Origin of the sequence: Subtercola boreus, from assembly GCF_003399635.1 — a bacterium.
Taxonomy (GTDB): Bacteria; Actinomycetota; Actinomycetes; order Actinomycetales; family Microbacteriaceae; genus Subtercola; species Subtercola boreus_B.
In genome coordinates this window covers 97,587-111,773 of the sequence record NZ_NBXB01000028.1, presented here as the reverse complement: position 1 = coordinate 111,773, position 14,187 = coordinate 97,587, and the positions used below count along the sequence as shown (strand labels likewise).

The window sequence follows — 14,187 nt, the reverse complement described above, 5'->3', positions numbered from 1 at the left end:
GGCCCGATCATGTAAAACTGTGGGATGCGCACTCCTGCCGTTCTGACCGCCGCCACCGCGGCCGCCCTCGCGCTGGTGCTTGCGCTCGCCGGATGCACGGGCACGGCCGGTCCGACCCCGAGTGCGAGCCCGGACTGTATGTTCACGGCCCCGGGAACCGCGTCCGACTCCGTCTCGGTGAGCGGCGACTTCGACAAGGCCCCGACGACGACGTTCATTCCCCCTGTCACCAGTGACATCACCGAGCGATCGGTCGTCATCAGCGGAACAGGCACGGTCGCGACATCCGGCTCCCAGGCGAGCGTCGACTTCACCCTCTACAACGCGAACACGGGTGCCCAACTGTTCAGCACCCTCGACGCGGGCGGCCAGCCGCTGCCGATCATCGTAGACGAGTCGCAGTTCCTCCCCGGCCTGGTGAAGGCCGTCGCCTGCGCGGCGGTCGGCTCGCGCGTTGTCGCGGTCGTGCCCCCGGGCGACGCCTACGGCTCCGAGGGCAATCCCGCGCTCGGCGTGGCCCCAGCCGACGTCCTCGTGTTCGTCGTCGACGTCACCGAGGTGGGGCCGGCGCCCGACCCGTCCGCGACGCCGACGCCGGCCGAGTAGCGCTCCGCAGGCACGGCCGACCCGCGCCCGCCCTCGGCGACCGGGCGATCCCCCTGCGCATCCGCAGCGCACCTGCGATGATGGCAGGCATGCGACGCGTCATCCTTCTCGGCTCCACCGGTTCTATCGGCATCCAGGCCCTCGACGTCATCCGGGCCAATCCGGAGCGGTTCGAGGTGGTCGGTCTCGCCGCCGGCACGAACACGGCGGCGATGGATGCCCAGGCCACCGAATTCGGCGTCAGTGACACCGCCCTCGGGGCCGACGAGGCCGAGCAGCTCGTTCGGAGCGTCGACGCAGACGTGGTGCTGAACGGAATCACTGGGTCTGTCGGGCTCGGTCCGACCCTCGCCGCGCTGGAGGAGGGCCGCACCCTGGCCCTGGCGAACAAGGAGAGCCTGATCGTCGGCGGCGAACTCGTGAAGGGTATCGCCCGGCCCGGCCAGCTGGTGCCCGTCGACTCCGAGCACTCGGCCATCGCTCAGGCGCTCCGCTCGGGCACGGCCGACGAGGTCGACCGGCTGGTGCTCACCGCGTCGGGTGGCCCGTTCCGCGGGCGGTCGCGGGCGTCGCTGGAGAATGTGACCCCGCGCGAGGCCCTCGCGCATCCGACCTGGGACATGGGCCTCGTCGTCACGACCAACTCGGCGACCCTCGTGAACAAGGGCCTCGAGGTGATCGAGGCGCACCTGCTGTTCGACGTTCCGTACTCGAAGATCGACGTGACCGTCCATCCGCAGTCCGTCATCCACTCGATGGTCGAGTTCATCGACGGGTCGACCCTCGCGCAGGCCTCACCGCCCGACATGCGCCTGCCCATCTCGCTCGGGCTCGACTGGCCGCACCGTGTCGCGGGGGTCGGCGCGCCGCTGGACTGGTCGACCGCCCACTCGTGGACGTTCGAGCCGCTCGACACCGACGCCTTCCCGGCGGTCGAGCTCGCGAAGCAGGTCGGGCGCGCGGGTGGCACGGCTCCTGCGGTGTTCAACGCGGCGAACGAGCAGGCCGTGGCCGCGTTCCACGCCGGACGGATCGGGTTCCTCCGGATCGTCGAGACGATCGAGCAGGTGCTGCAGCGGCACGAGCCCGCCGAGGGTGCCCTCACCCGAGAGGCACTCTTCGACGCAGAGCTCTGGGCCAGGCGCGAGGCGGACCGGCTGATCGCCAAGGGCTGAGCCCCGGGCATCCGGAGCTTGCGGGTCGTCTGACCCCCGGCATCCGGAGCCCGCGGGTCTATTCACAAGCGGCATTCAGCCCTCGCCCAGCGCCGCACCCACCCGGGCGGCTATCGTGTGCTGGTGGATACAGTGCTCCTCTATGTCGTCGGTGTGGTCATCGTCGCGCTCGGCCTCGCGATCTCGATCGCCCTGCACGAAGTCGGGCACCTCGTTCCCGCGAAGCTGTTCGGCGTCAAGGTCACCCAATACATGGTCGGTTTCGGCCTCACCGTATTCTCCCGCCTGCGCGGTGAGACGGAGTACGGCGTCAAGCTGATCCCGTTCGGCGGCTACATCTCGATGATCGGCATGTTTCCCCCGCAGAAGGAGGGCGGTAAGGCCCGTCGCGCGACGACCGGGTTCTTCCAGACGCTGATTCAGGATGCGCGGAAGGCCAGTGCCGAGACCGTCGGCGATGACGACGAACGCTCGTTCTACCGGCTGCCGGTCTACAAGCGGGTCATCATCATGATCTCCGGCCCCGCCATGAACCTCGTACTCGGAATCCTGTTCTTCGGCATCGTGCTCTGCGGTTTCGGCATCGCCGCGCCCTCCACCACCATCGGCAGCGTCAGCTCCTGCGTGCAGCCGGCCGGCAGCACGAGCACGACCTGTGCAGCAGATGACCCCGTCTCGCCCGGCAGCGCCGCGGGCATCCTGCCGGGTGACCGAATCGTGTCGGTCGACGGCACCACGATCGACACCTGGGACCAGGCCACCGCGATCATCCGCCAGTCGCCCGGAACCGCGCTCTCGATCGTGGTGTCGCGGAACGGATCCGACCAGACGCTCATCATGACGCCGCTGCTGACCGAACGCGCGGTGACCGAGGTCGTGAACGGACAGACGGTCGTCAAGACCGATGCGAGCGGGGCCACCGTCACCGAGGATGTCGGTTTCGTCGGCATCGGCTATGCCACTCAACTCCAGCCGCAGCCCGTCACCGCGGTTCTCCCGTTCGTCGGTGAGAACGTGGCCGGAGTCGCGAACACGATCATCAACCTGCCCGCCCGCATCGTCGGGGTAGCGAATGCCGCGTTCGGCGGCGGCACCCGTGACGTGAACGGGCCCATCAGCGTGGTCGGCGTCGGGCGCGTGGCCGGTGAGATCGCCACCATCGACATCCCGCTCGCGAGCAAGGTCGCGACACTCGTCGGGCTGCTCGGTTCGGTGAACATCGGCCTCTTCGTGATCAACCTCGTGCCTCTTCTGCCGCTGGATGGCGGGCACATCATCGGTGCGCTCTGGGAAGGTCTCCGCCGGCAGCTCGCGAAGCTGTTCAAGCGGCCCAATCCCGGGCCGGTCGACACGGCGAAACTGATGCCGCTGACCTTCGTGGTCGTGATCTTCTTCGGCGCGCTGTCGGCGCTGCTGGTGTACGCCGACATCGTGAACCCGGTCAACCTCTTTGGTTGAGGCGCGGCGGGTGGCGCTCGGGGTGCGGGCGGCCGACGGGGTGCGGGCGGCCGACGGGGTGCGCGTGGCGCGGCGGATGGCCAGCGGCGCCGCTCCACGTACTCCCACGGGAGTAGGCGGAACCCGCCTGCTGCAGGATGCCCGGGGCCCGCGCTCTCGCTACGATCAGTGTCATGCCTTACGCTGACCGCCCGCAACGCCGGCGGTTCACGGCGGCGGAGTGGAGAAGGCGACGCGATGTCCGCCGCAGCCGGAGCGAGCACCGCTGGCCGTTCTCTCCTCCACCCGAGCCCGACCGCCACGTCGGGGCCGGCCCCGCCTGGCAGCCCGGCTCGGCGCCGTGGGTGCGCAGCATCCGTCCCTCCGAGGCAGAGGTGCCGAGGCGCTGGGGCCCACCCCGGGCTGTGACGCTGTGGGTGCCGGTCGTGGTCTCCTTGCTGGTGCAGGGTGTGCCGGCTCTGATGGCGTTCGCCCGCGACGGACGCACCGGCCCCGGCCTCCTCGTCGTGCTGCTCGCCCTCGTCGGCCCGCTTGCCCTCATCGCTGCGCGGAGGTTCCCCGGCCCCGTTGTGGTGATCGCCACGGCAGCCGCGGCGGCCGACCTGCTGTTCACCCCGGGTTCCGGGGCGCCGTACCTCGCGTTGGCCTTCGCGATCGTGTCCGCGATGGTGCGGAGCGCCCGCACGTGGGCCCTCGCCTCCGTCGCCGCGGGCTGGCTCCTGACGCTCGCCGGGGCGATCCTGCTCGGCATCGACTGGCATCCGTTCCGCATCATCGCGACCTCGCTCGGCATCCTCATCGTGGTGCTGATCGGTGAGGCGATCCGCACCCGCACGCACCGGGTCGCCCAGTTCCAGGCGGCTGTGCGGCGTCGGCGTGAAGAGGCGGCCCAGGCCGAGCGGGAGCGCATCGCCCGGGAACTCCACGACGTGCTGGCCCATTCGCTCTCGCAGATCAATGTGCAGGCCGCGATGGGCCTCCACCTCATCGACGCGCATCCCGAAAAGGCCCGCGAGGCGCTCGGCAACATCAAGACGACCAGCAAGACGGCGCTCGACGAGGTGCGCGGGGTGCTCGGTTTCCTTCGCTCGGAGGGTGCTGCGGCCGGCGCGACGGTTCTGGATGACGCTCCCACCCTCTTCGACTACTCGACGATCCCGGGCGAGGCGGGGTACGCCGGGGGCGGGGCCGGGGCCGGGGAAGCGCCGCCGGTGCGGGAATCCCGCGCGCTGTTCCCCGGCGCGAGATCCGGAGCGCCGCTCGCCCCCCAGGCCGACCTGTCCCGTCTGCCCGCCCTTGTCTCGTCCATCTCCACCACCGACTTCCACGTGGAGCTCGACAACCGGCTGAGCGATACCCCGCCGCCGGGCGTGCAGCTCGCGCTGTTCCGCATCGCGCAGGAGAGCCTCACGAACGTGACCCGGCACGCCGGAGCGAGTGAGGCCCGCGTCGTGCTCGAACAGCAGGGCGACGACTACCTGCTCCGTGTCAGCGACAACGGGCGTTCAGCTGTGGCGGGCCGCCAGCCCTCTTCGCGGAAGGCCGGCGGCCGGGGCCTGCTCGGCATGAAAGAACGGGCCGAACTCCTGGGCGGCAATCTCGAGGCCGGCCCCCTGAGTTCAGGCGGGTTCGCTGTGGTGGCCCGGGTTCCCCGGGTGCCGCGCCGGTCAGGGTCGTGAGCGAGGCGGGCCGACCGGTCCCGCTGCGGCACGATGCGGCCGCCCCTGCTGCGCCCGGCGCAGGCCGGCCGGTCCCGCAGGGGAGCGACACGCCTGCCCCGGATCCGACCGGAGCGGGCCTCGGCCGGGCACACATCACGGTGGTAGTCGCCGATGACCAGAACCTGATCCGTGCGGGCTTCAGCGCCCTGCTCGCCAACGAGCCCGACATCGACGTGGTGGGCGAGGCGGGCACGGGTGCGGAGGCGGTGGAGGTCGTGCGCCGTCTCCGTCCCGATGTGGTGCTGATGGACATCCGGATGCCCGACGGCGACGGCCTCTGGGCTACAGAGCAGATCGTGGCCGACCCCTCTCTCGCTGGGGTGCACATCGTCATCGTCACGACCTTCGAGCTCGACGAGTATGTGGGACGGGCGATCCGGGCCGGGGCGAGCGGATTCCTCGTGAAGGACACCGAGCCCGTCGAACTCATCCGCGCGGTGCGCGTCGTCGCGGCCGGGGAGGCTCTGCTGTCGCCACGAGTGACGAAGCGACTGCTCGAACGGGTCGCGGCGGGGTTGGCCGACGGGTCGCGCGCGCCGGAGCTCGATGCCCTGACCGATCGGGAGCGGGAAGTACTGGCTCTCGTCGGCGCCGGGCTCACGAACGGCGAGATTGCGCTGCAGCTATTCCTCAGCCCGCTCACCGTCAAGACGCACGTGTCGCGCACCATGACGAAGCTCGCGGCCCGCGACCGGGCGCAGCTCGTGGTGGTCGCGTACGAGGCAGGCCTCGTGCGGCCCGGCTGGCGCTGAGCCGCCTACACTCGTGCCGGGCGCCTCGCCGCCCCCTCCACCGGCGCCCCGCCGCGCCCGCCCCGCACCGTAATTCAGGCATATGGCGGCGCCGAGGCGGTATCCGCGCCGGCAGCCCCTCCTGCCTGAATTGTGGTGGCTGGCTGGGTGGCTGGGTGGCTGGCTGGGCAGTGGCGGCGGTCGACGGGGGCAGGCGCGCGGCGGCGCACCTGTACCGGGGTACCACCCGCGGATGCCCCAGGTGCCAGGGATGCGACCGGGGGAGTACCACGATCACTCCCGGCGGCCGATGTGTAAAGGCGCGGCCGCGACGAGGGTGGACACAGGGCCCCACACGGGGCCGCCATCGAAAGGACACACCGTGCTCACCTCCGTTCTTCTCTCGTCGCCGATCGTCTCAGCCGCCCTCGCCGGCCCGGCCGGCACCTCACTCACACATTGGGGGCCGTGGGGCGGCCCCGGCCCCGGCGGCGGATTCGGCTGGCTTTTCCTGCTCATCCCGCTGTTCTGGATCGGGCTCTTCGTGCTGATCTTCACTCTCGCGGCCCGGCGCCGGCGGCGCTTCTGGGCGGCGAACGGCGGCGCGCCGGGCTGGGGCGCCGGTGGCGGCGGCCGGGGTGGACACGGCTGGGGACCGGGCTGGGCGGGTGCGGGAGCCGCGGGCACCACATCCGACGCCGAGAAGACGCTCGCCGAACGCTTCGCCCGCGGCGACATCGACGAGGTCGAGTACCGCGCCCGGCTCGAGGTGCTGCAGTCTGGCCGCCCGGCACCGTCGGCGGGCCCCGTCCCCCCGACGAAGTCCTGATCCGCCCGCCCCGCCCCTGCTGCCAACCGAAGGGACCCATTTCGCGCCAACCGCACGCACTAGCCGCGATTCGGGCCCCTCACCCGCCCCGCCCCGTCCCTGCTGGCAACCGAAGGGACCCGAATCGCGCCAACGGCACGCACTAGCCGCGATTCGGGTCCCTCACCCTCCCGGCGAGATCCTCACCCTCCCGGCGAGCTCGCCACCCACCCCCGAGACCGCACCCCCACCCGGCGATCTCGGCGGCAACAGCCGTTCTCGCGGCAGGGACGGGGCCGCCCGGCTGAACGCCAGCCGACCGTTCGGGGCGTGAGGAGCCTCCACCGGTGGCCGGGGGTAAGCTGAATGCGTGGCAGCAATCAACTTGGGAATGCCCAAAGTCGTCGAGACTCTGGCCCCCCGTCGCAAGTCCCGTCAAATCAAGGTCGGCAAGGTCCTCGTCGGAGGCGACGCCCCGGTGAGTGTGCAGTCGATGTGCACGACGCCGACGACGAACATCAACGCGACCCTCCAGCAGATCGCCGAACTCACGGCCAGCGGGTGCGACATCGTGCGCGTCGCCGTGCCGAGCCGTGACGACGCCGAGGCTCTTCCGATCATCGCGAAGAAGAGCCAGATCCCGGTGATCGCCGACATCCACTTCCAGCCGAACTACGTGTTCCAGGCGATCGATGCGGGGTGTGCGGCGGTTCGGGTGAACCCGGGCAACATCCGCAAGTTCGACGACCAGGTCGGCAAGATCGCGGCCGCTGCGAAGGCGGCCGGGGTGAGCATCCGCATCGGCGTCAACGCCGGATCGCTCGAGCCGAGCATCATGCAGAAGTACGGCAAGGCCACGCCGGAGGCCCTCGTCGAGAGCGCCGTCTGGGAGGCGAGCCTCTTCGAGGAGCACGACTTCCACGACTTCAAGATCTCGGTCAAGCACAACGATCCCGTCATCATGGTCAAGGCCTACCGGCTGCTTGCCGAGCGCGGAGACTGGCCTTTGCACCTCGGCGTGACCGAGGCAGGCCCCGAGTTCCAGGGCACGATCAAGTCGGCCACGGCATTCGGAATCCTTCTCGGGGAGGGCATCGGCGACACCATCCGCGTCTCCCTCTCTGCCCCGCCCGCGCAGGAGGTCAAAGTGGGCCTGCAGATCCTGCAGTCGCTGAACCTCCGCGAACGCAAGCTCGAGATCGTGTCCTGCCCCTCGTGCGGCCGCGCCCAGGTCGACGTGTACAAGCTCGCGAACGATGTCACCGACGGGCTCGAGGGGATGACCGTTCCGCTCCGCGTCGCTGTCATGGGCTGTGTCGTGAACGGTCCCGGCGAGGCTCGCGAGGCCGACCTCGGCGTCGCTTCGGGCAATGGCAAGGGACAGATCTTCGTGCGCGGAGAGGTCATCAAGACCGTTCCCGAGTCCGAGATCGTGGCTACGCTCATCCAGGAGGCCAACCGCCTCGCTGCCGAGATGCCGGCCGGCGAGACCGGTCCGCCGTTGGTCGTAACAGTCTGAGCGGCTCAGGCGCACCACCCGCTTCGGTGACACCGAACGGCCTCGGGGACGCTCCGAGCTACGAGCTGCGGATCCCGTCTCCGGCCGATGCCGAGGCGTGGTTCGAACTCTTCGACGATCCCGACATCATGCGATACATCGGGGACGGCCGGGTTCAGCCGCGCGAGTGGTACCAGGCCTTCGCGGCGCGTCAGCGGGTGCTCGAGGCGGAGACGGGCCTCTGCCTGTTCGCGCTGGTGCGGCGCGGGCCGAACCACGACATGGTGGCCGGTTTCGTGGGCCTTCAACCGTGGACTCAGCAGTGGGGTCCGACGGGACGGATCGAGATGGGCTGGCGTCTCGGCCTCGCGCACCAGGGAGCGGGGCTGGCAACTGCCGCCGCCCGGGAGTGCCTGGCGCGGGCGGCTGCCTCGGGCATCCACGACCCGATTGCGATGATCGATGTTCAGAACCGCGCCTCCGTCGCCGTCGCCCAGAAGCTCGGCATGGTGGTTCTCGACGAGGTGGATGCTCCCTCGGGTGCGCGCGTTGCCGTGTTCGGCTTCCGCTCGAGGGCCGAGGTGTGAGCACTACAGCCCCACGAACACGGTGATGACTGCCGACGACGGGTCGTTTAGTCTCGCTAATGACCTATGCTAATGAGGTGCCATCGACAAACTCCGCCTCCGTCGATCCTGTTTCGGCAGCCGACGATCTCGCCGCGCAGCTGCGCCCTGCCCTTCTGCGGGTCTCGCGGCGGCTCCGGGCCGAGAAGGCTGACAACGAGCTGAGCGATTCCCAGTCCGCGATCCTCGGCTACCTGTGGAAGAACGGGCCGAGCACGCCCGGCGCCCTCGCCGCCTTCGAGCGGGTCACGCCGCCATCCATGAACCGCACCATCAATGCCGTCGTCGGCGCCGGTTATGCCGAGCGGACTCCATCGGCCCACGACGGCCGCAAAGTCATGGTCTCCCTCACCGACCAGGGGGAGGCGCTGGTGAGGGAGACCCGTCGACGTCGCGATGCCTGGCTGACCCTGCGGCTTGCCGAGTTGTCTCCGGATGATCGTTCCGCTCTCGCGCGGGCGGCGACGGTGCTCAGAGAGCTCGCCGACAGTTGAGCGCGATGTTCCGGTCGCTCAGCGATTACAACTATCGCGTCTGGTTCGGCGGGGCCATTGTCTCGAACGTCGGAACCTGGATGCAGCGCACGGCACAGGACTGGATCGTGCTCACCCAGCTGACTCACAACGACGCCGTGGCGGTCGGAGTCGTGATGGCGCTGCAGCTGGGCCCGCAGCTGCTGCTCGTTCCGTGGACGGGGCTCGTCGCCGACCGGGTCGACCGCCGAAAGCTCCTGATGGCGACACAGGGGGTTATGGGCATCCTCGGTCTCGCGCTCGGGTTGATCGTGCTCTCGGGAGGCGCCCAACTCTGGCAGGTGTACGTGTTCGCCCTGCTGCTCGGCATCACCAGCGCGTTCGATGCGCCGGCCCGGCAGTCGTTCGTGTCGAATCTCGTCTCCGACAGCAACCTCTCGAACGCGGTCGCCCTCAACTCGGCGTCGTTCAACGCGGCCCGGATGATCGGCCCGGCCGTCGCCGGGGTGCTGATCGCGGTCGTCGGATCCGGCTGGGTGTTCCTGATCAACGCCGTCAGTTTCGCGGCTGTCCTCGTCTCGCTCACTCGCATGCGCAAGGAGAATCTCCGGGTTCCCAGACGTTCGAAGGCCGGGCCGGGCCAGCTGCTCGACGGATTCCGGTACGTGTCGAAACGGCCGGACATCGTCATCGTGTTGGTCGTTATCGCGATCATCGGGACCTTCGGGCTCAACTTCCAGATCTTCACCTCAACAATGACGACCGGCACCTTCCATCTGGATTCGACGGCCTTCGGGCTGCTGTCGTCTGTTCTGGCGGTGGGTTCGGTGGCCGGCGCGCTCCTCTCGGCGCGCCGGGAGAGACCGCGCCTTCGGCTCGTCTTCGCGTCATCCGCCCTGTTCGGGTCGAGCTGCCTGCTGGCGGCGGTATCGCCCACCTACCTCACCTTCGCGCTCTGCCTGGTGCTTCTCGGGTTCGCGGCCCAGACTCTGATGACGACGGCGAACGGCGCCGTGCAGATGACGACCGCGCCCGAATTCCGGGGGCGCGTGATGGCGCTCTACATGGCTATCTTCATGGGCGGCACGCCGATCGGAGCACCGATTGTCGGACTGGTCGCGAACACCCTCGGGCCGCGGTGGGCGATCGGCGTGGCGGCGGTCGCCGGGTTCGCCGCTGCGATCATCGGTCTGCTCTGGATGATCAGGCACCAGCATCTGCGACTCACGGTGCACGTGCACGGCTCACCCCACTTCATCGTGTCGCACGATGGGGACACCCGCTCCCTCGACGTGCTCGAGACGCCCGTCTCTCCCGACGATTACTCATTAGTGAGCAAAACTTGATAATGTCTCTTTCGGAGCAAGTACCGAACGAGAGGCCGATGCAGCGTGAATGCCGTCAACCAAACCCCCCACGAACGCCTGAAACAGGGCGCGCTCGGCGCCGTACTGGTGTGTGGCGCCCTCGTGGCCGGCCTGGTGCTGGTGGGTGCAGCCCTGCCAGCCCGCGCCTCCGTCGCGATGGCCGAGCCTGTGAACGACCTCTCGCAGGAGCACCTGGCCGCGATCGGCGAGGCTGGAACGGTCTACCTCAGCGGCACCTGGTCGGGTTTTGTGAACTTTCCGCTTCCCGACGGCACGACAGCCTGGTCCGATCAGATCGATGCGTCGTTCAGCTGCAGTGGCTTCGTCGCGAGCTCCGACGGCTACGTGGTGACGGCCGGCCACTGCGCCGACGTGGCCGAGGGCAAGACCGCGCTGGTCGACCAGTTCCTCTCGAATGAGGTAACGAACGGCGACATCACCGAGGCTGAAGCGCAGGCCTATATCGCAGCCGGGGCCGAGGGTGCCTGGCCGGTGGAGGGGCAGAAGACGGGGGAGGCGCCGGTGCTGGCCATGAAGGTCTACCCGGCCATCTCGATCTCCGCAGACAGCGCGTCGGGCTTCACGGCTGTGCTGCAGGACGACCGGCCGATCAGCCAGGGCGACGTCGCCCTCTTCAAGATCGACGCGCCTTCGCCGCTTCCCGTGCTCGTCGTCTCCGGCGAGCAACCCGCCACGGGCCAGAAGGTCGACGCGATCGGCTATCCCGGCAATGTGACCGATCTCGTGAGCGGCAATCCGCAGCCCACCTTCGCCCAGGGCCAGGTGAGCGGCCGGCAGCAGACCGATGGCGGGCCGTTCACCCAGATCGGCGTCACGATGAGCCCCGGCATGAGCGGCGGTCCCGTCATCAACGGATCGGGCGACGTCGTCGGAACGATCAGCTTCGGCCCCTCCGGTGACACCCAGCAGCTGAACTTCGCGGCGGCACCCGAGACGATCTCGGCACTCCTCGCCCGGAACGGCGTCAAGAACGAACTCGGCGATGCCGACTCGCACTTCCGCGCCGGCCTCACCGAGTACTTCGACGGCAAGTACCACGCCGCAGCCGACGACCTCGGCAAGGCGGTTGCCGCCAACCCGCAGAATGCCATCGCCCAGCAGTACCAGGCCAAGGCGACAGAGGCCTTCCCCCGCGAGAACACCACCGGCTGGATCCTCTGGGTCGTTATCGGGGGAGCAGTATTCCTGCTGCTCGTGATCGGCCTCGTGCTCCTCCTCGTCCTTCGCGGCCGGCGAAAGCGCCGTGCGGCGGCGCCCCGCCCCGAGGCTCCCTTCTCGACGTTGCCTGACGGCGGGACAGTGCCGGTGCCGCAAGCTGCTGCCCCTGCTCCTGCTCCTGCTCCTGCTCCTGCCCCCGCCGCACCCGCTGCTCCCGCCGCCCCCGCCTTGGTGGCGCCTGCCGCTGCCGCTCCGGTCGTCGGGGTAGCGGTCACCCCGCCGGCTCTGGAGCCGACACCGGTGGGCCCGGCGCCCGAACCCACGGCGCCCGAACCCACGGCGCCCGAACCCGCGGCGGTCGCCGCCGCGCCGGAACCGGCACCGGTCTCTTCGGCGCCCCACGACGCCGTCTTCGTGGCGCCGGTGGCCGCTGCGTCCATCACGGCCACATCGCCGTCACCCGCCGCACCGCCCGCACCCGACGTACCTCCGGCACCAGCAACCGCTGCCCGGGCTGCCCACTGCGGGTCGTGCGGCGCGGAGACCGCGGCCGGCCAGCGGTTCTGCACCGCCTGCGGGTAGCCCGTCCAGGCGCCGTAGCGCGCCGCAATAGACTGTTCCGGTGCCTACTCGCCTCACCAATTACTTTCTGAAGACCCTCCGTGAAGACCCCTCCGACGCGGAGGTGACCAGCCACCGGCTCCTCGTGCGGGCGGGGTACATCCGACGGCAGGCACCGGGTATCTTCGCCTGGCTCCCGCTCGGGCTCCGCGTCAAGGCGAAGATCGAGAAGGTGGTCCGCGAGGAGATGTCGAACGCCGGCGCGCACGAGGTGCACTTCCCGGCACTGCTGCCGAAGGAGCCCTACGAGGCGACCGGCCGCTATGTCGACTACGGCGACGGCATGTTCCGCCTCGAAGACCGCCGCGGAGTGGGCTACGTGCTCGCGCCGACCCACGAAGAAGTGTTCACCCTGCTGGTGAAAGACCTGTTCAGCAGTTACAAGGACCTTCCGCTGTCGATCTACCAGATCCAGGACAAGTACCGCGACGAGGCACGCCCGCGTGCGGGCCTGCTGCGGGGCCGCGAGTTCACCATGAAGGATGCCTACTCCTTCGACTACACCGATGCCGGGCTCGACGTGTCGTACCAGGCGCAGCGCGATGCCTACGAGCGCATCTTCACGCGACTGGGCCTCGAATACGTGATCGTCAAGGCTGATGCCGGCGCGATGGGCGGCTCGAAGAGCGAGGAGTTCCTGCACCCGACCCCCGTGGGCGAAGACACCTTCGTTCGCTCCGCGGGCGGCTACGCCGCCAACGTCGAAGCCTTCACCACCCTCGTGCCCGAGGCGCGGCCGGTCGAGGGCCTGGCCGCACCGACGGTGTTCGACTCACCGGACACCCCGACCATCCAGAGCCTCGTCGCCCTGGCGAATGCCGAGCAGCCCCGCACCGACGGTCGGGAGTGGACCGCGGCCGACACCCTGAAGAACGTCGTGCTCGCCATCACCCAGCTCGACGGCAGCCGCGAGATCGTCGTCGTGGGTATCCCCGGAGACCGCGATGCGGATCTGAAGCGCGCCGAGGTCGCCTTCCAACCTGCTGAGGTCGAGGCCGCGAACGAAGACGACTTCAGAAAGCACCCGGGTCTGGTGAAGGGCTACATCGGCCCGTGGGCTGCCGCCCGGCCCGGTGAGGACACCACGGGCACCGCGGTTCTCGGCGAGAAGTCGAGCACCGGCATCCGCTACCTGCTCGACCCCCGCATGGTCACCGGCACGCAGTGGATCACTGGCGCGAACGAGCACGATAGGCACGTCTTCGGCCTTGTCGCCGGGCGTGACTTCGTCGGCGACGGCTTCGTCGAGGTCGCAGACGTACGGGACGGTGACCCGGCTCCCGACGGCTCAGGCCCGATCGAGACGGCCCGCGGGATGGAGATCGGCCACGTCTTCCAGCTCGGCCGCAAGTACGCCGAGGCCCTCGGCCTCAAGGTGCTCGACGAGAACGGCAAGCTCGTCACGGTCACCATGGGCTCGTACGGGATCGGCGTGACGCGCATCCTCGCGATCATCGCCGAACTGAACAACGACGAGAAGGGCCTGATCTGGCCTCCGGCGGTGGCGCCCTTCGACGTCTACGTGGTCGCCACCGGTCGCGACGCGGCCGTCTATGAGGCCGCCGAGCGCATCGTCGCCGACATCGAGGCGTCCGGTCGAGAGGTTCTCTTCGACGACCGGCCCAAGGTCTCGCCCGGCGTGAAGTTCGGCGACGCCGAGTTGATCGGTGTGCCGACGATCGTCATCGTGGGCCGCGGCGTGGCCGACGGAACGGTCGAACTCTGGAACCGCGCCACCGGCGAACGCACCGAGGTCGGGCTCGACGGGGTCGTTCCGGCACTCTGATTTCAGGAGGCTTCCAGCGCACGGTCCAGCCGGGCGCTGGGAGGCCTCCCATAGCACTGCCGCCCGTCCGAAACGAGGCGGTAGCGCCGATGGGCGAACTCACACCAAGCTCAACCTAGACTTGACAGATGCGCAGTC

General features: G+C 69.5%; 12 protein-coding genes. All 12 read left to right on the top strand.

What is annotated here, in order from left to right; all coding sequences use genetic code 11:
- Positions 1-24: 24 nt before the first annotated feature.
- Positions 25-606: an FKBP-type peptidyl-prolyl cis-trans isomerase gene (locus tag B7R22_RS09670; protein ID WP_116411532.1), complete on the top strand. Its 582-nt coding sequence runs from the start codon at positions 25-27 to the stop codon at positions 604-606.
- 89 nt (positions 607-695) lie between these two features.
- Positions 696-1,781: a 1-deoxy-D-xylulose-5-phosphate reductoisomerase gene (gene dxr, locus B7R22_RS09665; protein WP_116411531.1), complete on the top strand. Its 1,086-nt coding sequence runs from the start codon at positions 696-698 to the stop codon at positions 1,779-1,781.
- A 123-nt stretch (positions 1,782-1,904) separates the two neighbouring features.
- The gene (locus tag B7R22_RS09660) at positions 1,905-3,239 is read left to right on the top strand and encodes a M50 family metallopeptidase (RefSeq protein ID WP_172582291.1); all 1,335 of its coding nucleotides are present in this window, start codon (positions 1,905-1,907) and stop codon (positions 3,237-3,239) included.
- A 173-nt stretch (positions 3,240-3,412) separates the two neighbouring features.
- Positions 3,413-4,918 (top strand): sensor histidine kinase, encoded by a 1,506-nt coding sequence (locus B7R22_RS09655; protein ID WP_172582290.1) that lies wholly within the window; start codon positions 3,413-3,415, stop codon positions 4,916-4,918.
- A 134-nt stretch (positions 4,919-5,052) separates the two neighbouring features.
- Entirely contained in the window at positions 5,053-5,712 is a 660-nt protein-coding gene (locus tag B7R22_RS09650) for a response regulator (RefSeq protein WP_116411586.1), read from the top strand.
- A 361-nt stretch (positions 5,713-6,073) separates the two neighbouring features.
- Positions 6,074-6,520: an SHOCT domain-containing protein gene (locus tag B7R22_RS09645; protein WP_216363432.1), complete on the top strand. Its 447-nt coding sequence runs from the start codon at positions 6,074-6,076 to the stop codon at positions 6,518-6,520.
- Between the two features lie 349 nt (positions 6,521-6,869).
- Complete coding sequence (gene ispG, locus B7R22_RS09640; protein WP_172582289.1) at positions 6,870-8,018, top strand: flavodoxin-dependent (E)-4-hydroxy-3-methylbut-2-enyl-diphosphate synthase; 1,149 nt, start codon at positions 6,870-6,872, stop codon at positions 8,016-8,018.
- Between the two features lie 26 nt (positions 8,019-8,044).
- On the top strand, positions 8,045-8,584 hold the full coding sequence (locus B7R22_RS09635) for a GNAT family N-acetyltransferase (RefSeq protein ID WP_216363431.1): 540 nt from the start codon (positions 8,045-8,047) through the stop codon (positions 8,582-8,584).
- Positions 8,585-8,661: 77 nt separating this feature from the next.
- The gene (locus B7R22_RS09630; protein ID WP_253258990.1) at positions 8,662-9,117 is read left to right on the top strand and encodes a MarR family winged helix-turn-helix transcriptional regulator; all 456 of its coding nucleotides are present in this window, start codon (positions 8,662-8,664) and stop codon (positions 9,115-9,117) included.
- A gap of 5 nt (positions 9,118-9,122) precedes the next feature.
- The gene (locus B7R22_RS09625; protein WP_116411528.1) at positions 9,123-10,442 is read left to right on the top strand and encodes an MFS transporter; all 1,320 of its coding nucleotides are present in this window, start codon (positions 9,123-9,125) and stop codon (positions 10,440-10,442) included.
- Between the two features lie 45 nt (positions 10,443-10,487).
- Positions 10,488-12,224 (top strand): trypsin-like peptidase domain-containing protein, encoded by a 1,737-nt coding sequence (locus B7R22_RS09620; protein ID WP_116411527.1) that lies wholly within the window; start codon positions 10,488-10,490, stop codon positions 12,222-12,224.
- A gap of 40 nt (positions 12,225-12,264) precedes the next feature.
- Positions 12,265-14,049 (top strand): proline--tRNA ligase, encoded by a 1,785-nt coding sequence (locus B7R22_RS09615; protein ID WP_116411526.1) that lies wholly within the window; start codon positions 12,265-12,267, stop codon positions 14,047-14,049.
- Positions 14,050-14,187 lie beyond the last annotated feature (138 nt).

Excerpts from the sequence above, each read along its gene's own strand:
- B7R22_RS09655 (WP_172582290.1), top strand. The coding sequence starts at position 3,413 with ATGCCTTACGCTGACCGCCCGCAACGCCGGCGGTTCACGGCGGCGGAG.
- B7R22_RS09670 (WP_116411532.1), top strand. The coding sequence starts at position 25 with ATGCGCACTCCTGCCGTTCTGACCGCCGCCACCGCGGCCGCCCTCGCG.
- B7R22_RS09625 (WP_116411528.1), top strand. The coding sequence starts at position 9,123 with ATGTTCCGGTCGCTCAGCGATTACAACTATCGCGTCTGGTTCGGCGGG.
- dxr (WP_116411531.1), top strand. The coding sequence starts at position 696 with ATGCGACGCGTCATCCTTCTCGGCTCCACCGGTTCTATCGGCATCCAG.